General features: G+C 69.6%; 11 protein-coding genes. 8 read left to right on the plus strand and 3 right to left on the minus strand.

The annotated features are described in order from the left end of the window. Positions 1–3 precede the first annotated feature (3 nt). Entirely contained in the window at positions 4–7386 is a 7383-nt protein-coding gene (locus HV824_RS09305) for a type I polyketide synthase (RefSeq protein ID WP_176423108.1), read from the plus strand. A 142-nt stretch (positions 7387–7528) separates the two neighbouring features. Here the strand turns inward: HV824_RS09305 and HV824_RS09310 are convergent, their stop codons facing one another. Further along, a complete protein-coding gene (locus HV824_RS09310) occupies positions 7529–9634 on the minus strand; it encodes a serine hydrolase (protein WP_176417813.1) in 2106 nt (701 codons plus the stop codon). 318 nt (positions 9635–9952) lie between these two features. Here HV824_RS09310 and HV824_RS09320 point away from each other — a divergent pair, with 318 nt between their 5' ends. Then, positions 9953–10720 carry a glutathione S-transferase N-terminal domain-containing protein gene (locus HV824_RS09320; protein ID WP_176423109.1) on the plus strand — a complete coding sequence of 256 codons (768 nt, stop codon included), beginning with the start codon at positions 9953–9955 and terminating at the stop codon, positions 10718–10720. A gap of 253 nt (positions 10721–10973) precedes the next feature. Then, positions 10974–11411: a YciI family protein gene (locus HV824_RS09325; protein WP_176423110.1), complete on the plus strand. Its 438-nt coding sequence runs from the start codon at positions 10974–10976 to the stop codon at positions 11409–11411. Between the two features lie 9 nt (positions 11412–11420). Here HV824_RS09325 and HV824_RS09330 read toward each other — a convergent pair whose 3' ends face one another. Beyond that, positions 11421–12869 carry a glycoside hydrolase family 43 protein gene (locus tag HV824_RS09330; RefSeq protein ID WP_176423111.1) on the minus strand — a complete coding sequence of 483 codons (1449 nt, stop codon included), beginning with the start codon at positions 12867–12869 and terminating at the stop codon, positions 11421–11423. Positions 12870–13065: 196 nt separating this feature from the next. Here HV824_RS09330 and HV824_RS09335 point away from each other — a divergent pair, with 196 nt between their 5' ends. After that, complete coding sequence (locus tag HV824_RS09335) at positions 13066–14364, plus strand: hypothetical protein (protein WP_217917244.1); 1299 nt, start codon at positions 13066–13068, stop codon at positions 14362–14364. A gap of 12 nt (positions 14365–14376) precedes the next feature. Here the strand turns inward: HV824_RS09335 and HV824_RS09340 are convergent, their stop codons facing one another. Then, positions 14377–14841, minus strand: coding sequence for a hypothetical protein (locus HV824_RS09340; RefSeq protein ID WP_176417768.1), 465 nt, complete (start codon positions 14839–14841; stop codon positions 14377–14379). 170 nt (positions 14842–15011) lie between these two features. On the opposite strand from HV824_RS09340, the gene HV824_RS09345 reads away from it, so the two are divergent. The 4 genes from HV824_RS09345 to HV824_RS09360 all read left to right on the plus strand — a co-directional run. Continuing rightward, positions 15012–16259, plus strand: a complete 1248-nt coding sequence (locus HV824_RS09345; protein ID WP_176409532.1) for an MFS transporter — start codon at positions 15012–15014, stop codon at positions 16257–16259. Positions 16260–16436: 177 nt separating this feature from the next. Beyond that, complete coding sequence (locus tag HV824_RS38175) at positions 16437–17123, plus strand: ferredoxin (protein ID WP_176423113.1); 687 nt, start codon at positions 16437–16439, stop codon at positions 17121–17123. Positions 17124–17566: 443 nt separating this feature from the next. Beyond that, positions 17567–18094, plus strand: a complete 528-nt coding sequence (locus HV824_RS09355; RefSeq protein ID WP_176409531.1) for an RNA polymerase sigma factor — start codon at positions 17567–17569, stop codon at positions 18092–18094. Further along, positions 18094–18410: anti-sigma factor (locus tag HV824_RS09360; protein ID WP_176423114.1), on the plus strand; the 317-nt coding region annotated here is incomplete at its 3' end. The genes HV824_RS09355 and HV824_RS09360, both read left to right, overlap by 1 nt.

The raw sequence follows: 18410 nt of genomic DNA on the forward strand, positions 1-18410 counted from the left end.
CCCATGTCGCAGAGCGTCCTGGACTCAGAGAAGGTCCTCCGCATCATCGAGCGGCTGGAGCACGAAGTCGCGACCCTGCGCAAGACGCAGGACGAGCCCATCGCCGTGGTGGGGATGAGCTGCCGCTTCCCTGGCGCGGAGAGCGCGGACGCGTACTGGGCGCTGCTCCACCGCGGCGAGCCGAGCATCACGGAGGTCCCTCGCGAGCGGTGGGACATCGACGCGCTCTACGACGCGGATCCGGACGCGCCGGGGAAGATGTCCACGCGTCACGGAGGGTTCCTGCCCCACGTGGACGCGTTCGACGCGCCGTTCTTCGGCATCTCGCCGCGAGAGGCGGCGCTGATGGACCCGCAGCAGCGCCTGCTGCTGGAGACGGCGTGGGAGGCGCTGGAGAACGCGGGGCTGTCACCGGACGCGCTGTACGGCTCGCCCAGCGGCGTCTTCGTCGGCGTGTGCACGTCCGACTACTTCCGCATGGCCCTCCAGCGCGTCGAGAACGTGAACGCCTACCTGGGGACGGGCAACGCCACGAGCGTCGCCGCGGGGCGGCTCGCGTACACGTTCGGCTTCACCGGGCCCTGCGTGTCGCTGGAGACGGCGTGCTCGTCGGCCCTGGTGGCGGTGCACTCCGCGGGCGAGAGCCTGCGCCGGGGGGACTGCCGCGTGGCGCTCGCGGCCAGCGTCAACCTGGTCCTCGCGCCGGAAATCACCGCGGCCTTCTCCAAGGCGCGGATGATGGCCCCAGACGGTCGCTGCAAGACGTTCGACGAGCTGGCGGATGGCTATGTGCGCTCGGAGGGCGTCGCGGCCCTCGTGCTCAAGACGGTGTCGGCGGCGAAGGCGGACGGAGACAACATCCTGGCCGTCATCCGAGGCAGCGCCATCAACCAGGACGGCGCGAGCTCCGGGCTGACTGTCCCCAACGGGCCGATGCAGGAGGCGCTGGTGCGCAAGGCGTTGGCGCGCGTGGGCGTGAAGCCGGAGGACGTGGACTATGTCGAAGCCCACGGCACCGGCACGGCGCTGGGAGACCCCATCGAGGTGGGGGCGCTGGCGCGGGTGTTCGGCGCGAATCGCTCCAGGGAACGGCCGCTGCTCCTGGGGTCGGCGAAGAGCATCGTCGGTCACACCGAGCTGGCGGCGGGCATGGCAGGCCTCTGCAAGGTCATCCTCGCGCTCCAGGCGGAGACGCTTCCGGGCTACCCCACCCTGGGGGCCTTGAGCAGCCGCATCCCGTGGAAGGACCTGCCGGTGGAGGTGCTGAGGCAGCCCGTCGCATGGCCCCGGGGCCAGCGGGCGCGCATCGCCGGGGTCAGCGCGTTTGGCTTCAGCGGGACGAACGCGCATGTCGTCGTGGAGGAGGCCCCCCGGGCGGCCCCCGCGCCGCCGGCCACGCAGCCCACGCACGTGCTGTGTCTGTCGGCGAGGACACCGGATGCGCTGGCCGCGATGGCGGAGCGCTACGCGAGCTGGTTGGAACGGAACCCCGAGGCGTCGCTCGACGCGCTGACCTGGACGGCGAACACCGGGCGCGCGCGGTTCACGCAGCGGCTCGCGGTGGTGGCGGACGGGGCGGAGCCCCTGCGTGACGCGCTCGCGGCGTTCGCGAAGACGCGCGCCGCCTCGGGCAGGAACGTGCGGACGGGCAGCGCGCCCGCGATGGCGGGCCGGCTCGCGTTCCTCTTCACGGGGCAGGGCTCGCAGTACGCCGGCATGGGGGAGGCGCTGTACGCGCTGCACCCGGTGTTCCGGGAGACGCTGGAGCGTTGCGAGGCGCTCCTCTCCGAGCACCTGGAGACGCCGCTCCGGGAGGTGCTGTGGGGCGAGCACCGCGGGCTGCTGAACCAGACGAAGTACACCCAGCCCGCGCTGTTCGCGCTGGAGGTGGCCCTCGCGCGCCTCTGGCAGTCGTGGGGCGCCCGTCCGTCGTTCGTCATGGGCCACAGCGTGGGTGAGCTGGCCGCGGCGTGCGTGGCGGGCCTGTTCAGCCTGGAGGACGGACTGAAGCTGATCGCCGCGCGAGGGCGGCTGATGCAGTCACTGCCGGAAGGCGGCGCCATGGCCGTGGTCCTGGCCGGGCGGGACACGGTGGCGCCCGTGGTCGCGGAGCAGGGGGCGCGCCTGTCCATCGCCGCGTTCAACGCGCCTCAGCAGACGGTCATCTCGGGCGAGCGGGACGCCGTCCTCGCGGCCTGCGAGCGGCTGGGGCAGCAGGGCGTGCGCAACCGTGGGTTGCTGGAGGTCTCGCACGCCTTTCACTCGGAGCTGATGCGGCCCATCGTGGAGGACCTGCGCGCGGTCGCCGGGACGGTGACGTTCCGTCGCCCGAGCATCCCGCTCATCTCGAACGTGACAGGCCAGGTGGGCGGAGAGGAGCTGGCCACGCCCGGCTACTGGGTGGACCACGTGCTCGCGCCGGTCGACTTCATGGCGGGAGTGAGGGCGCTGGAAGCGAACAAGGTCGTGGGCCTGCTGGAGGTTGGACCGAGCGCCACGCTCGTGAGCCTGGCCTCCGCCTGCGTCGAACCGGACCGGTTCGTCACGGCGGCGAGCCTGCGAGCCAACGCGCCCGCCTGGCCCCAGCTGCTGGAGGCCGTCGCGACGCTGTTCGCGCACGGGCTTCCCGTGGACCTGGGCAAGGCGGGCCGGTGTGGACAGCCCGTCCCGCCCCGGCTGGCGCTGCCGACCTATCCGTTCCAGCGGCAGCGCTACTGGCTCCAGCGCGAGGAAGGCAGCTCGGTGGCGATGGCGGCGTCGGGCGAGTCCCACCCGCTCCTGGGGCGGCGGTTGCGAAGCGCCGCCCTGCCCCCGGGTGACCACCTGTTCGAGAGCGCGCTGTCTCCCGGCGGCCCGGCCTACCTGCGGCACCACCGCGTCTACGACAAGGTCGTGGTGCCCGCCGCGGGCTACGTGGAGATGGCCCTGGCCAGCCTCCGGCGGCTGTTCCCCCAGGCGGCGCTGTCGCTCCGCAACGTCGCGGTCCAGGCGGCGCTCGTCCTGGCACCAGGCACCGACACCGTGGTGCAGACGCACCTCTCCAGCGTCGGCGACGACCGCTACCGCTTCCGGATCCTCAGCGCGGCCTCGCAAGACGCATCCGACTGGCGCCTCCATGTCACGGGAGAGGTCCAGGTGTCGCCACAGGGTGGACACGGTGGGGGCGCCTTCGACGGAGCCGACGCCCGCGAGCGCCTCGAGGCAACGGGAGAGGTGCTCGACACCGAGGCGTTCTACACGCGCTATGCCACGCTGGGCCTGGGCTACAGCGGAGCATTCCGCGCGGTGACGGAGCTGCGGCGGCTGACGGGCGATGGCACGCGGCCCCCGGAGCTCCTCGCGCGGATCCGGCCGGCTGGGGTGACGCGCGACGAGGCGAGCGCCTACGGACTGCACCCCGCCCTGCTGGATGGTTGCTTCCAGGCGGTCGGAGCGCTCGTTCCTGAGGTCGCGGACGTGGTGTGCCTGCCCGTCGGCATCGAAGCCCTGCACCTGTCACGGCCGGGCGCCGAGGAGGTGTGGGCCCAGGCCCTCCTCCGCCACGCGCCTTCGCCAGGGGACCCTCGCGTCATCGCGGACCTCCGGCTTCTCGACGAGCAGGGCCAGGTGGTGTGCGAGGTGGAGGGACTCCAGGCGCTGCGAGTCGACCGCCGCGCGCTGGCGTTCGCGACGGCCACCTGGAAGGACAAGCTCTACTCGATGACCTGGGTGCCCCAGGCACTTCCTGAGACCACCGACGCGCCAGCACGGCGCTGGCTCATCCTCGGAGACCGAGAGGGAGCGGGGGCGCGCCTGCGGGCGATGTTGGAAGCCCGTGGAGACACCTGCGGGCTGTTGAGCGACGGGGATGTCGACTGGCTCGACAAGGCCGCCTGGTCGCGAGCGCTCGCGGACCTCGCGGCCGAGAGCCCCCTGCCCCTCGCGGGCATCCTCCACCTCTGGGCGCTGGACGAGTCGCTGTCGCGCTCGGTCGGAAGCGCGCTGGCCCTGGTCCAGGCACTGATGGACGTCCCGGGCCAGCGACTGCCACGGCTCTATCTCGTCACGCGAGGCGCGCAGCCCGTCGTGGAAGGCGAACGGGTGAGCGCGAACCAGGCGGCGCTGTGGGGGCTGGGACGAACCATCGCCCTGGAGCATCCGTCCCTCGGCTGTACCTGCGTGGATGTGGACGACGGCGGCCTGGAGACGCTCGCGGCCGAGGTCCTCCAGCCAGACGTGGAGCTCCAGGTCGCGGTGCGCTCCAGCAAACGGATGGTGGCGCGGTGGGCCCGGGCTTCAGCCCAGCCCAAGGGGCAGCTCGCGCTTCCCGGCGAAAGCTACCGGCTCCGGACGTCCGCGTACGGAGCGCTGGACCGCCTGACGCTGGTCCCGCTGGAGCGGCGCGAGCCCACGGCCGGAGAGGTGGAGCTCGAGGTCCACGCGTCGGCGATCAACTTCAAGGACGTCCTCTACTGCCTCGGGATGCTGGAGGCGTTCAGCAAGGAGGCGGGCATCCTCCGGGCCGTCGACCAGCCGCTCGGCTTCGAATGCGCGGGGCGGGTCGTCCGCGTGGGGCCGGGCGTGACGAGCCTCGCCGTGGGAGAAGAGGTGTTCACGATGGCGCCGTCCGCGCTGTCGAGCCACGTCACCATCGACCAGCGGTTGGTGCACCGGAAGCCGGGCAACCTCTCTTTCGCGCAGGCGGCCTCCATCCCCGCAGCCTTCATGACGGCCATCTACAGCCTCGAGAAGCTCGCGAAGCTGAAGCCGGGAGAGACGGTGTTGATCCACGCCTGCGCCGGAGGCGTCGGGCAGGCAGCGGTCCAGCTCGCGAAGGACCGGGGGGCCACCATCTTCGGAACCGCGAGCCCGTCCAAGTGGGAGCACGTGAAGCGCCAAGGCGTCGCGCACGTGATGAACTCACGCACCCTGGACTTCGCCGACGAGGTCCTTCGCCTCACCGAAGGCCGGGGGGTAGACGTGGTCCTCAACAGCCTGACGGGCGACTACATCCCCAAGAGCGCGGGGGTGCTCGCCCAGGGTGGCCGGTTCGTGGAGATTGGCAAGATTGGCATCTGGTCCCAGGCGGAGATGGCGGCCTTCCGGCCCGACGTGGCGTACTTCTCCTTCGACCTGGGAGACGTCGACGGGAACGCGGCGCTCCAGGTGGACCTGCTCACGGACACGGTGCGCGGACTGGAGGACGGCCGCCTCGCGCCGCTGCCCGTCAAGACGTTCTCCATCCGGCAGGCCGAGGCCGGCTTCCGGCACCTCGCGCAGGCGAAGAACATCGGCAAGGTGGTGCTGACGCTCCCCGTGAGCGAGCAGGCGACGGGAGCCGTCCGGGCAGACCGCACCTACTGGATTACCGGTGGACTGGGAGCCCTGGGGCTGCACATCGCCCAGAGCCTCGTCGCCAATGGAGCACGGCACCTCGTGCTGTCCAGCCGCTCCGAGCCCACCGAGGCCGCGCAGGAGGCCATCGCCGCCCTGCGAAGCGCCGGCGTGGAGGTCCTCCTGGAGCGAGCGGACGTCGCGGACGCGGGACAGGTCCAGACGCTCGTCCAGCGACTCACGAAGGGGCCAGCGCCCCTGGGCGGCATCGTGCACGCCGCGGGCCTGCTGGATGACGGCGTGCTGGTCAAGCAGACCTGGGAGCGCTTCGCCCAGGTGCTGGCGCCCAAGGTCGACGGAGCGTGGAACCTGCACCTGGCGACCCGCGCGCTGGAGCTGGACTTCTTCGTCCTGTTCTCGTCGATCGCCTCGGTGATGGGGGCGCCGGGTCAGGGCAACTACGCCACGGCGAACGCGTTCATGGACGGACTGGCGGCGCTGCGCAGGAGCCAGGGGCTCCCCGCGACGAGCATCCACTGGGGCCCCTGGGCAGCCGGAGGCATGGCGGAGACGAAGCGAGCCGCGAACCGGGCGCGCTTCGAGTCCCTGGGCCTCGGGCGCATGGCGGCCGGAGACAACGTGGAGGTCTTCGAGCACCTGCTCCACGCGGCGCCCACGAACGTGGCCGTCGCGGACATGGACTGGTCGAAGTTCCTGAAGACAGTCTCCAGTCCGGGAGTCGCGAGAGTCTACGCGCAGCTCGGCCAGGGAAGGCCCAGCGCCGAGCCCGCCCAGGCCGGAGCCCTGCTCGCGCGGTTGACGCAAGAACCCGAGGCACAGCGAGAAGCCGTCCTCATCGACTTCCTGCGCCGGCAGGTCGCGAGCGTCGTGGGGCTCGCCGCGCCAGATGCGGTCGAGGCCACCCAGCCCCTGCTGGAGCTGGGCTTCGACTCGCTGATGGCGGTCGAGCTGAAGAACCGGGTCGAGTCCAGCCTCGGCTGCACGCTCAGTCCTGCGCTGTTGTTCGACCACCCCACCCTGGCGCTGCTTGGAAGGCACCTGCTGGTGGAGGTCCTGAAGCTGGGTGGGGGAGAAGACACCGGTCCACGCGCGCCAGCCCCACCCGGAGACGAAGCAGCGCCGGACGCCGAGGCGCCCCTCTCCACGCTCCGCGAGTCGTTCCACACGACGAGCGCGGGGACGAAGCTCTGCGTCTGCACCTGGGGACCGGAGGACGCGCCGTTGGTGGTCTGCGTCCACGGCCTCCTCGACCAGGCCGCGAGCTGGGACGAGCTGGCGGTGGGGTTGGTCGAGCGCGGCTATCGCGTCATGGCACCCGACCTGAGGGGACACGGCCGGTCCGGACACCTCCCCGCGAATGTGGCGCTCACGGTCCTCGACTTCCTGCTGGACCTGACGCAAGCGACCGCGGCGGTGAAGCGTCCGTTCACACTCGTGGGACACTCGATGGGCGGAGCCGTGGCCACGCTCTTCGCGTCCGCGCATCCCGAGCGGGTCGAGCGCCTGCTCCTCGTCGAGCCCGTCATCCCGCACCTGCGCGACGAACAAGGGGCCCTGGACCTCTTGAAGAACGACCTGCGCTTCCTGACGGAGCCCCCCGCACACACGCCCTACCCCGACCTGACGACCGCCGCGAGGATGCTCACGCTGAGCCATGGGGGGCTGTCACCCGCCCGCGCGAGGATGCTCGCGAGGCGCATCACCGAGCCATGCGAGCAGGGCCTTTGCTGGTCCTGGGACGTCCGGCTGCGAAACCCACTGGGCATCGACCTGGGCTTCTCACGCGAGCGCTACCTGGCGCTCCTCGGAGCGCTCACCGTGCCCTCCCTGCGACTCCACGGCACCACCAGTCAGTTCGCCCAGACGCCCGTGCTCGTGCCCCCGGACCTCCCGATGCCTCTGTCGCGGAGCCTCCACCTCCGGGGAGGCCACAACCTCCACACGGACAACGCGGCGGAGCTGCTCAACGAGGTGCTGGACGAACTCGAGCAGCGGCCTGACGCAGAGCCCGACGCGGGGCCGGGGCCGGCGCGGGTCCAGCCGGGGACGTGACGCAGCGCACCCCACCCGGCTCACGGCCCGAAGGCCGCGGCCCACCGAGCCGCCCGCCCCGCTGCGCCACGGACCGGCGGAGGCCCCTCGCGAGCCCCGCCGGTCCTACGCGCCCTCCCGGAAGGTCCGGTGGAGGCCCTTGTCAAAACAGGTTGTGCGCGGGCCAGGTGCTGACGCCGTTCACGACGTTCCACATGAGGCCGTCGAGGTTGATGTCAGGCGTGCCCGAGCCGGAGCGGTTGTTGGAGTTGGTCATGACCGACCAGGTGAACTCCTCGGAGCGGCTGGGCCCATAGCGGTCATCGGTCCGCACCAACAGGGCCAGGGTGCCCGGGACATAGCCGCCGTGCCACCAGTTGGGGAGGCTGTTCACCGACCAGCCCTTGGCGTAGTTGACGGAGTTGCCCCCCGTGCTCAGCGCCGTCGTGCGGGTCGTCATCGTGGTGATGGTGCTCGCGCTCAGCAGGTCCGGGACGGTGGAGAACCCATCCGCGCGCACGGCGACGCGCAGCAAATCGATGGGCGTGGCGACCCAGCCGCCGTGCGCATCCATGCGACGCACCGGCATGCCGTACGGGTTGAAGGCCCCCGCGCCAAGCTGGTAGTAGACGGGCTCGTTCGGCAGACGCGCGCTCAACGTATCGCCCCCCACTGCGAAGCTGGTGGCGCCGCTGGGCGTGAACACGTTGGCGCGCATATAGGCGTCATAGGTCATGCCAGTGACCCGCTCGATGATGCGGCCGAGGACGCTGTAGCCGAAGTTCGAATACTGGTACGTCGTCCCAGGCGCGAACTCGAGCGGCACGTTCTGCAACACCCATTGGATGAGCTGCGCGTGGTTCATCCCCGTGTTCATGAACATGGGGTCGCCCGTGCCGTCGGCGCCGTCGTTGTCCCAGCCGCCCGCGGTGTGCTCCAGCAGGTGCTGGACCGTGATGTTCAGCACGCGGCTGTCCGCGTAGGTGCTCTGCGCGCCGAACGTCTCACCCAGCAGTCCGCCCCTGCCGAAGACACGGTCCGTCAGCCGGAGCTGGCCGCTTTGAATCAGCCGCATGATGCCAATGGAGGTCATCGGCTTGGACACGCTGGCGACGCGGAAGCGGTGGGAGGTGTTGACCGGGGTGTTGTTGCTCCGGTCGGCCAGGCCATACCCCTTGGCGAACACGAGGCGCCCCTTGCGGGTGATGGCCAGCGACAGGCCGACGGTGTTCGTGCTGGCCATGGCCTGCTCGACGGTGTCGTCAATGTGCTGCAGGTCGGCCGCGCTGAACGTCAGGTTCTGCCAGAGCAGCGAGAACTCGGGCTGGCTCCCATTGTGGTGCGCCGCCACCAGGACGGGGCGATAGCCCTGGTTCTTGAGGTCCGTCACGGCCTGTTGATACGCGGCCGCGGTGAGCCCATGCCGCGCGGCCATCGGAATTCCCGACGAAGCATGGAAGATGGCCGCGTACCGGTCCGTGCCACCCACGTTGTAGCTGCTGACCTTCGCGAGCTGGTAACCCTGGGACGCGTTGGTGTTGAACGTGGACTGGTACTGGGCCGCGGTCATCCCGTGGTAGGCCCGCCAGGCCGGGCCGCTCGTCTTCTCCCAGATGGCCGCGTAGCGCTCCGCGCCACCGGACGTGTAGCCACTCACGTGCACGAGCCGGTAGCCCTGCCCCGCCCAGGTGTTGAACTCCGTCTGGTACTGGGCCGCGCTCAGGTCATGGCGGGCCACCCACGCGGCACCGTTGTCCGCGTGGAAGATGACCGCGAAGTAGGCCACGCCGCCGACGCTGTACCCGTTGACCATGGCCGGGCGGTAACCCTGCGCATTCTGATTGACGACGGTGGTCTGATACTGCGCGGAGGTCAGCCCGTGGAAGGCCCGCCAGGCCGGACCGCTCGTCTGTTCCCAGATGGCCGCGTAACGGGCACTGCCCCCATCTTCGTAACCGCTGACATAGGAGAGGCGATAACCTTGCCCCACCCACGTACTGAACTCCGTCTGATATTGGGCGCTGGTGAGCCCGTGGCGGGCAATCCAGGCATCATTTGGACCGGCCAGTGCCTGGGACTCGGCGCTGGCAGAGGCGCTGGACTCATCCTCTGGAACCCCGCATCCCACCAGGGATGCGGCCAGCACTGACAGGACCGCCAGAAGCGGCTTCGCTCTGAAAGACTTCATGCTCGAGAACTCCTGCGTGACGTAGGTACTCCCGGCAGGAAACGAACCCCGCGCGCATTTCCCCTCAGCCGCGGACAACAAAAACAGGTGCCCCACGCGCGTCGCACGAACCCCACGTGCATTTCAGCAGGCGGACCCACACCCCGCGGCCAGGGGTGGCCCTCGCGCCGGGGCCAGCCTCGCGCTCGCCGTGAGCAGTCCCGGATTCCCTGGGGTAGCTTCCGCGGCGTGGGTGAGAAACGCCCGCCGAGTCACTGAGCGCCGCGGCTCCCCTTCCGCTGTTGGAGGTCTGATGATGAAGCCCCCGCACCTCACCGTGCTCCGGATGCTGCCTGCGCGCTGGCTCGCGGGTGCCCACCCGCCCCAGGCGCCGCAGCAACTGCGCACGGAGGCGCCGCGATGACGTGGACCCTGATTGGCGAGGCCTTCTCTCCCTGGTCCGAGAAGGCCCGCTGGGCGCTGGACCACCACCGCCTCGCGTATGCGTACCGCGAGCACTACCCGCTCATCGGCGAGCTCTCGCTGCGGCTGCGGGCGCGGCGGCTGAAGGGCCGCGTGAGCACTCCCATGCTGCTCACGCCCGAGGGGCCCCTCATCGACTCCTTCCGCATCGCCCGCTACGCGGACGCGCACGGCAGCGCGCCCACGCTCTTTCCGGCCAAGCACGCCGAGGAGATCTCCGCCTGGAATGCCCGTAGCGAGGCCGCGCTCGGCGCGGCGCGGGTGCGCTACCTCGACCGGCTCGCGAACGACCGCGCCGCGAAGCTGGAGCAGCAGCCGCCCGCCTTCCCTGGTTTCGTGCGCCAGCTCTCGGTGCCCGCGGTGGACTTCGCCATGGCCTTCCTGCGAAGGAAGTACGGGATGCCGGACAGCACGGCGGCGGAGGCCACGCTGGTGCTCGAGCTGGAGGCGCTGCAGCATGCGCTCGCGGGTGGCAAGCGCCACCTCGTCGCGGACCGCCTCACCTACGCGGACCTCGCGATGGCGGTGACGCTGCAGTTCGTGTCACCCGTGGACGGCGAGCACCTCGCGCTAGGCCCCGCCACGCGCGCGGCGGGCGTCCACCCGCAGCTCAGCGCGCGCTATCCGGACATCGTCGCCTGGCGCGATGCGCTCTACGCACGGCACCGGCGCAGCGACCAGCCCGCCGAGCCCGTCCGGGCATAGCGTGCCTGCCCCCACCTTCAGCGTCCGGCGCCGACGCCCCCGAGCACGCCGGCCACGTTGAGGCCGAGGTCCGCCACCCAGTAGCCGCCCTCCCGCACGAACACCGTGTGCAGCCGCAGCCGCGCGAGGTGCCGGCCCCGCGCGCCACCCGCCGCGGGTGGTGAAATCGCCCTTCACGCATTGGCCGGAAAGTGGCGCCGCGTCAGCCGCTGCCTCTAGGGTTCCGCGCACCTGCTTCCCGAGGACCTCCGCCATGACGCTCACGACCGCCCTGCTCCTGCTCACCCTCGGCGCCGCGCCAGCCCAGCCCGCCGCGAAGAAGTTCGAGTTCGACAAGCACTACCTCGTCCTGCTCGAGCGCGCGCCTGACGCCAAGAAGCTGCCGGAGGCCGAGCTGGCGCAACTGCAGAAGGAGCACCTCGCGCACCTCACGCGCATGGGGGAGAGCGGAAAGATGGTGCTCGCGGGCCCCTTCGACGAACAGGACGACGTGGGCATGCGCGGCGCGTGCATCTACCGCACCGCCACCAAGGCGGAGGCGAAGCAGCTCGCCGAGCAGGACCCGATGGTGAAGGCGGGCCGGCTGCGGGTGCAGGTCATGGCCTGGTACACGGAGAAGGGCTACCTGGCGTTCCCCCTGGCCCCGCCCGTCGCGGAGGCCAAGGGCGCGGAGAAGGACGCGGGCAAGTAGCCGAAACCGCTACGGCATGGGCCGCGAGCCCGCGGATGGCGCGGACGGCACCGCGGGCCAACCATTGGACCACGTGATTGCATCCACGAGCATCACCCGCGCCGTGTGGGCGCTGTTCCACGCGTGGTAGACCATGTACAGGTCTCCGCTCGGCCCGGTGACGACGGAGTTGTGTCCCGGCCCCGTCCAGCCGCCCCCCGTCTTGAGAATCGGCGAGCCCAGCTTGGTGTACGGGCCCAGCGGGCTCGTCGCCCGCGCGACGCCCACGGCGTAGGTGCTGTTGTAGTACGCGTTACCGCTGTAGAAGAGGTAGTAGTAGCCGCCCCGAGCGACGACCCACGGCGCCTCGACGACGCCGCCCTCCCACGAGAGGTCGTTGCGGATGAGCGTCTGGCGCGCGCCCACCAGCGACAGGCCATCCGCCGACAGCGCCTGCCCGTAGATGGGCGTCGGCTGCCCCACCGCGTTGCCGTCCGCCTTCCACACCAGGTATGGCGCCCCGGTGGTGCTCGTGAAGAAGGTGGCGTCAATCATCCCCATCGCCGAGTCATGCACGAGCGGCCGGCCAAGGTCCGTGAAGGGCCCGAGCGCGCTCGTCGACGTCGCCGCGCCGATGGACAGCTTCCCGTCCGAGTGCCGCGCGGTGAAGTAGGCGATGTAGCGCGTCCCCACCTTGTGGATCTCCGGCGCCCAGAAGTCGCCCCTCGCCCAGGTGGGCTTCGACGCCGACGGGAAGATGGAGCCCGCGCGCGTCCACGTCACCAGGTCCGTCGACGTGCGCAGGGCGAACGCATTCGCCGCGCCGCCCGACGTGCACGCGGCGACGTACCGCGTCCCATCATGGATGACGCCCGGGTCCGCGCAGTCCCCGGGGACCACCGGGTTCTGGTACAGCCCGCCGCAACCCGTGTAGCGGAAGGACATGCCGCACGCGCCCGTGCCACTGAAGTACGGCCGCCACCCGTTGGAGAGCGCCGCGTACGAGTTGCTGCCCGCGTTCGTGCAGGTCCGGTCCCAGAACACGCGCCCGCTCACGTCGTCGTACTGCGCGGTGTGTCCCGACGGGCGCAGCCACGACGCGGCGTAGGTGACGCGCGTCGAGCACGCGGCGGCCCCGGCACAGTCCGTGTCGAGCGCCAGGACACACGCGTTGTTGCCGGTGAAGTACGGCTGCCAGCCGTTGGAGAGCACCGCGTACGAGTTGCTGCCCGCGTTGATACAGGTGCCATCCCACGTCACCAAACCACTCGCGATGTCGAACTGCGCGGGGTGCCCCGAGGGGCGAATCCACCGCTCGCCGTAGGTGATGCGCGTGCTGCACGCGAGCGGCGCGCTGGCGGTGCCAACCGGAGCCTCCTCCGCGAGCGGGGTGTCGCTGCGTTCGTCTCCACAGCCGGATGCGAAGGTAGAGACGGCGCACACCACCGTGAGCGCCAGGATGCGAGGGGACTTCCTCATGAACCACCTCCAGATGGAGGGACGTGAGCTAGCACGAAATACAAGAAAGATCAGCAATGCGCGATATCCATGTCCTATCCATGACCTCTACCCGACCCGACATGACAGCGCTTGGATTTCCACCCGCATGTCTGGGTAGGCACGGGGCTCTGTATCCAGATGACGGGGACGGGCCTGATGGCTCTATTCTAGCGGGATGGCGTATTTCATCTCCGGGGGCGAGGCTTTTCCATCGCGCTTCGTCTCGCAGTTGCTTGGAGCCGTTCTTCTCGCCGTGCTGTCCGGCTGCCGCGCCAGCTATGTGCAACAGACCGCACAGATGCGCGTGCTCGCGGACGTCGGACGGTACGACGAAGCGCTGAAGGAGCTGGACGCCGTCACCGCGCGTGAAGCGCTGGATCCGCTGCTCGTCGCGGCGGACCGGGGCGGGCTGCTGCACCGCGCCGGAGCCTGGGAAGCCAGCAGCAGGGCCCTGGTCCAAGCGGGGGAGCTCGCGGATGAGCACGAGCGGGTCAGGTTGTCGGAGGAGTTCACCGGGGACATCCCCTGGCGCATGGGCGCCCTGGAGCGCCAGACACTGCACACGCTCAACGCCCTGAACTACCTGCACCTTGGGCGGCCCGAGGAGGCGGCCGTGGAGGCGCGGCTGACGAACGCGCTGAACCTCCAGCGGCACCTCGAGCTGCGCCACCACGTGACGATGGAGCGGCACTTGAACGCCATCCCCATCGACGATGAGCTGCGCCCCTACCTGGTGCAGAGCGCCATCGGCCTGTACGTGAGCGGGCTGGCGCATGAGCTGGCGGGGAACGAGGACTCCTCCTTCATCGACTACCTCGCCGCCTGGCGAATCACCCGGAGCGCTCCACCCGGAGCGCCCTCCAGGTTGACCCACCTGGAGCCCAGGCTCCTCGCAGAGGCACGCCGGCTCGGGCGCCCTGAGCTCGAGGAGCTGGAGCGGCTCATCCTGGCACCTGAATCGTCGGCTCCGGCGGACGACGCGGGCGACCTGGTCGTCGTCGTGGAGGCCGGAAAGCTCCCCGAGCGTTGCGTGCTCCAGCGCTGGAAGGAGGGCCGCGTCTGGAGCGTGTGCCCGCGTCCCTGGCCCCACGGGCAGGCCCGAATCGAGGTGGCGTCGGGGAGCTGGGACGCGGAGACCGTCACGTCCCTGGAGAACCTCCTGCTGCGCCGTGGCGCCCTGGGCGTGAGCACCGATACGACGCGCCAGCCCAACCTGTGGGCCAGGGCCGGGTCCGTGGCCCTCTTCGTGCTCGTTCCGCCGCTGGGCGGCTATCTCCTCCTGCGAACCGCCTCTGAGCGCGCGACGCAGCTGGAGCAGGGCTGGCTCAGCCTCCCCTCCGAGTTCCAGGTGGCGCGCCTGTCGCTTCCCTCGGGGCGACACACCGTGCGAATCCGCAGGAGCGACCATCAGGAGACACGCGAGGTCGACATCGCGCCTGGGCGCACGCAAGTGCTCGTCGTGCCGATGCGCTGAACCCCCGAGGCGCTACCGGGCGCGCTGCCCCGCCCGCCTGGCGCCCTCCCGGAACCTCGCCGCGTCCGCCGGAGCGAAACGAGCGAGCAGCTCCAGCTCCGCGTTCACCTCCCGGACGCCGATGTCGTGGGGGTGGACGGCGGGCCCGTGCCCCACAGCGAAGAACTTCACGTAGCTGCGCCCACCCGATTCCCAGCCGCGCATGAACAGCTCGTCGAGGGACGTCTCGTCCCCCCGAAGGCCCCGGCGGAGGGAGACCACCGCCGTCCGGACGCCGTCCTCTGTTCGCGACTCGTCGCGGACGGACTCCGCGAGCTGCTTCGCCTCCTCCCAGAGCGTGTCCAGCGGAACGGTGTAGGCGTAGTCGTAGAGCCGCTGTCGTAGGTACTCCTCCTCTCCCATCGCGTGGCGCAGGCCACCACACCCCGTGGAGCAGCTGACAGCGACGACGAGGAGCCCGCGCAGGAGAAGTCCCATGGGCCCTCACTCAATCCCGTGGAGCCTTCACTCCGCAAGGGAGGTGGGCCTGCCCGAATCCGGGACACGGCCGCACCGGCAGCAGGGCCGCGAGCCCCTGGCCCCCGGGCCCCTGGCTCATCACCGATGACGCCCTGGTTCGAGGCGCCCCAGCGGCTACAGTGCGCGCCATGAACGCCTCTTGGAAGCGCAACACGGCCCTCTTCCTGGGCAGCCAGGCCCTGTCGCTGCTCGGCTCCTCCCTGGTGCAGTACGCGCTCCTGTGGCAGGTGACCCTGCAGACACGCTCGAGCGTCATGATGACGCTCTACATCGTCGCCGGCTTCCTGCCCACGTTCCTCCTCTCGCCCTTCGCGGGCGTCTGGGCCGACCGGTATGACCGCCGCAAGCTCATCGTCCTCTCCGATGCGATGATTGCGCTGGTGACCCTGGCGCTGGCCGTGATGTTCACCTTGCGCGGCACGGAGCTGTGGCTCTTCTTCCTGGCCGCGGCGATCCGCTCCGTGGGGACGGCCGTTCAACACCCGGCGGTGAGCGCGCTGTTGCCGCAGCTGGTGCCCGAGGACCAGCTGATGCGGGTCAACGGCATCCAGGGCACCGTCCACTCGGTCAACATGCTGGGGGCGCCCGCGCTCGCCGGCTTCCTCATGTCCGTGGCCCCCCTGCAGGTGATCTTCTACATCGACGTGGTGACAGCGGCCCTGGCCATCGCCCTGGTGGCGCTCTTCGTCCGGGTAGCGCCGCGCCCCCGCGCGCCGGAGCAGGAGGGCTCCTCGCAGCTGACGGAGATTCGCGACGGCTTCCGCTACATCCGCGGCCACGCGCACCTGGTGCCGTTCTTCAGCTACCTGGGCTTCATCCTGGTCCTCATCACCCCGGCCGCGTTCCTCACGCCGCTGCAGACGGCGCGAAGCTTCGGGGACGAGGTGTGGCGGCTGACGGCCATCGAAATGGTCTTCTCGGTGGGGATGATGCTGGGTGGCGCCGCGCTCGCGGCGTGGGGGGGCTTCAGCAGCCGCATGCGGACGATGATCTCCTCCAACCTCATCATGGGCGCGTGCACCGTGGCCCTCGGCGTGGTGCCCCACTTCGGGGTGTACCTGGCGACCATGGGCATCTTCGGCGTGGCGCTGCCGCTCTACAACACGCCCGCCACGGTGATGCTCCAGGAGCGCGTGGAGCCGGCCTACCTGGGCCGCGTCTTCAGCGTGATGACCATGCTCTCCACCGCGCTGATGCCGCTGGCCATGTTGCTCTTCGGGCCCCTGGCAGAGGTGGTCTCCATCGAGCGGCTGCTGCAGGTCACCGGCGTGCTGGTGATTCTCGTCGGACTGCTCACGCCGCTCCACCGCCGGCTGATGTCCTTCGGCGAGCCCAAGCAGCAGCCCCCCGTGGAGTCCCGGGAGTTGGCCAACTGAGGACGTGAGGGGCACCACGTGGGGGCCGCCGCACCACGGGCCGGTCCCGAAGAACTTCTGGATGCTCCCTACGGGTCGCGCGAACAGCGCATCAACCGCAAGCCGCAGCCAGCAGCGGTCGCCATCAGTCTCGGCCCGGCGGCGCACGTAGCATGCATACTCCCGAAGGAGAACCGCATGTCGAAGCAGAACGCTCCCCATCCCAAGAACGTGGCTGGGGACTTCTATGTCGTGGACCAGTGCTGCACCGCGTGCGGTGTTCCAACACACCATGCCCCAGAGACGTTCGCGTTCGAGAACGACCAATCAGGGGCGAGCTGCTACGTCCATCGACAGCCCACCAGCCCCGAGGAGGTCGACCGCGCGCTCATGGTCGTCCGTTGTCAGGAGTTCGGATGCATTCGATACCGGGGGACCAACCCCGTCATTCTGCGCCGCCTCACTGAAGCAGACTCAGGCGACCAGTGCGATGCGCCGCTGCCCGCTGGTCTCCGCCCTGTCTTGCGGAACCATGTTGCCGTCGAAGCGAAGAGTCGTGATGCCCGCTCCTGGGAATCAGACATTGTGCTCAAGCGATTCTGCCAATGGCTGACAGACCAGCTCCGCCATCAGACCACCCCCATCATCAGGAGCGGCTCCGGCGCTTCCTTTTCGTTCTCCTGGACCGAAAAGAACTTCCACCCAGTGATGGCCAGTCCACTTGGCGACGGACCTGGCCGATGGCTCCTCCAACACTCAGGGAACCTTGCTGCGTCCGAAACCATCGACGAATGGCTGAAGGGTGAGGATGAACTAGGCGCTGTCCGGTGGTACTCGCAGGAGGAGTGGACGCGTGGCCTACCGGGCCAGACCCGCCCCTGGTAAAGGCGGCGACTTCCGCCCGGAGCATCAAACCGTGAGCCAGCCCTTCACACAAAGTGCGGGAGAGCCCCGAAATCGGGGCAAGCCTAAAATGCAAGGACGCATCAGGGGGCGCCGCCACCGGACGGGCCCGAGCAGAACCGCCCAGCGGGAAAATTCCGCTCCAGCTGCAGGCTTTGGGACATGTTCGCTCCGGCCACGAAGGACGCCACGGACTCGCCAAAAGCCGTGCACGCTTTCCCAGGTAACAAATCGAGGAGAGGCCGTCAGAGGGGCAGACAGAAGGTTCTATGCCCCCATCCGATATTTCCCTGACCTGCACATCCATCCCACTGGATGAGCAGCCCTCCGAAAGCAGGGCCACCGCGATGGAGGCTCGCCTCCCTTCTACGCCTGTTCCTATGCTGGAGCGCAATTTGCGGCAGCAGGAGGGACGCCCACAGTTGATGAGCACCATGAGGAGTGGGCATCGCGCGGGTGAGGTGGCAGAGCAACATCGGAAATGGCTCCGCACCCAGGCCAAGAAGCTGTGTGGCAACACGCATGACGCAGAGGATCTTGTCCAGGAGACCTATGCCCGCTTCATCAAGCGGTACAGGGATTCACGGGACCTGCCCGATTACGAAACCAGTGGGCGGCTACTGACCCGGACGCTGGTCAACGTCTTCAAAGACCAACTCCGCCGGAACCAAGTACGCGAACGGAATGCGAGAGACCCCCTCTTGCCCGAGCGGAGCCACTCGGTGGCGGACTCCGAGCCGCCCCCGCTGTCAGAGACAATCACCGCCGAGGCGGTCGCCGAGGCCCTTCAGGCGTTGAGTCCGAAGATGCAGAAGACCTACAAGCTCATGGCCCAGGGCAAACCTTACAAGGAGATTGCCAGCGACTGCGGCATTCCGGTCAGTACGGTGGCCAAGCGGCTGCACGACATCCGCCTGAAGCTGCGCAAGGCGCTCTCCGTGAGGGGAAATTGATGGGCCGCCCGTGTGACAATGTCGAGCTGTTCGTCGATGGAGAACTCCTTCCCGACGCAGCCGAGTCCTTCCGCCAGCACCTGCCGGATTGCGAGCAGTGTCAACACGAACTCTCCACCCTGATGGAGCTCAAGTATCTGGGCAAGGAAGCGCTCAACGCGCTTGAGGACACCTCCGACGAAGCGCAGCGGACGCCCCCGCTGCAGCCCTTCTGGACACGCCCTGGAATGATGATGGCGGCCTCCTTCACCGCGGGCCTCCTAGTCATGGTGGCCGTCGTGCAGTTCCTCCCGCGAGACACGGCCCAGCCCGCCCC

Origin of the sequence: Myxococcus sp. AM009, assembly GCF_013372605.1 — a bacterium.
Classification (GTDB): domain Bacteria; phylum Myxococcota; class Myxococcia; order Myxococcales; family Myxococcaceae; genus Myxococcus; species Myxococcus vastator.

What these genes read in the sequence shown, in the direction of transcription:
- HV824_RS09305 (WP_176423108.1), top strand. Translation starts at nt 4, where the DNA reads ATGTCGCAGAGCGTCCTGGACTCAGAGAAGGTCCTCCGCATCATCGAG.
- HV824_RS09320 (WP_176423109.1), top strand. Translation starts at nt 9,953, where the DNA reads ATGACGTGGACCCTGATTGGCGAGGCCTTCTCTCCCTGGTCCGAGAAG.
- HV824_RS09325 (WP_176423110.1), top strand. Translation starts at nt 10,974, where the DNA reads ATGACGCTCACGACCGCCCTGCTCCTGCTCACCCTCGGCGCCGCGCCA.
- HV824_RS09330 (WP_176423111.1), bottom strand. Translation starts at nt 12,869, where the DNA reads ATGAGGAAGTCCCCTCGCATCCTGGCGCTCACGGTGGTGTGCGCCGTC.
- HV824_RS09335 (WP_217917244.1), top strand. Translation starts at nt 13,066, where the DNA reads ATGGCGTATTTCATCTCCGGGGGCGAGGCTTTTCCATCGCGCTTCGTC.
- HV824_RS09340 (WP_176417768.1), bottom strand. Translation starts at nt 14,841, where the DNA reads ATGGGACTTCTCCTGCGCGGGCTCCTCGTCGTCGCTGTCAGCTGCTCC.
- HV824_RS09345 (WP_176409532.1), top strand. Translation starts at nt 15,012, where the DNA reads ATGAACGCCTCTTGGAAGCGCAACACGGCCCTCTTCCTGGGCAGCCAG.
- HV824_RS38175 (WP_176423113.1), top strand. Translation starts at nt 16,437, where the DNA reads ATGTCGAAGCAGAACGCTCCCCATCCCAAGAACGTGGCTGGGGACTTC.
- HV824_RS09355 (WP_176409531.1), top strand. Translation starts at nt 17,567, where the DNA reads ATGAGCACCATGAGGAGTGGGCATCGCGCGGGTGAGGTGGCAGAGCAA.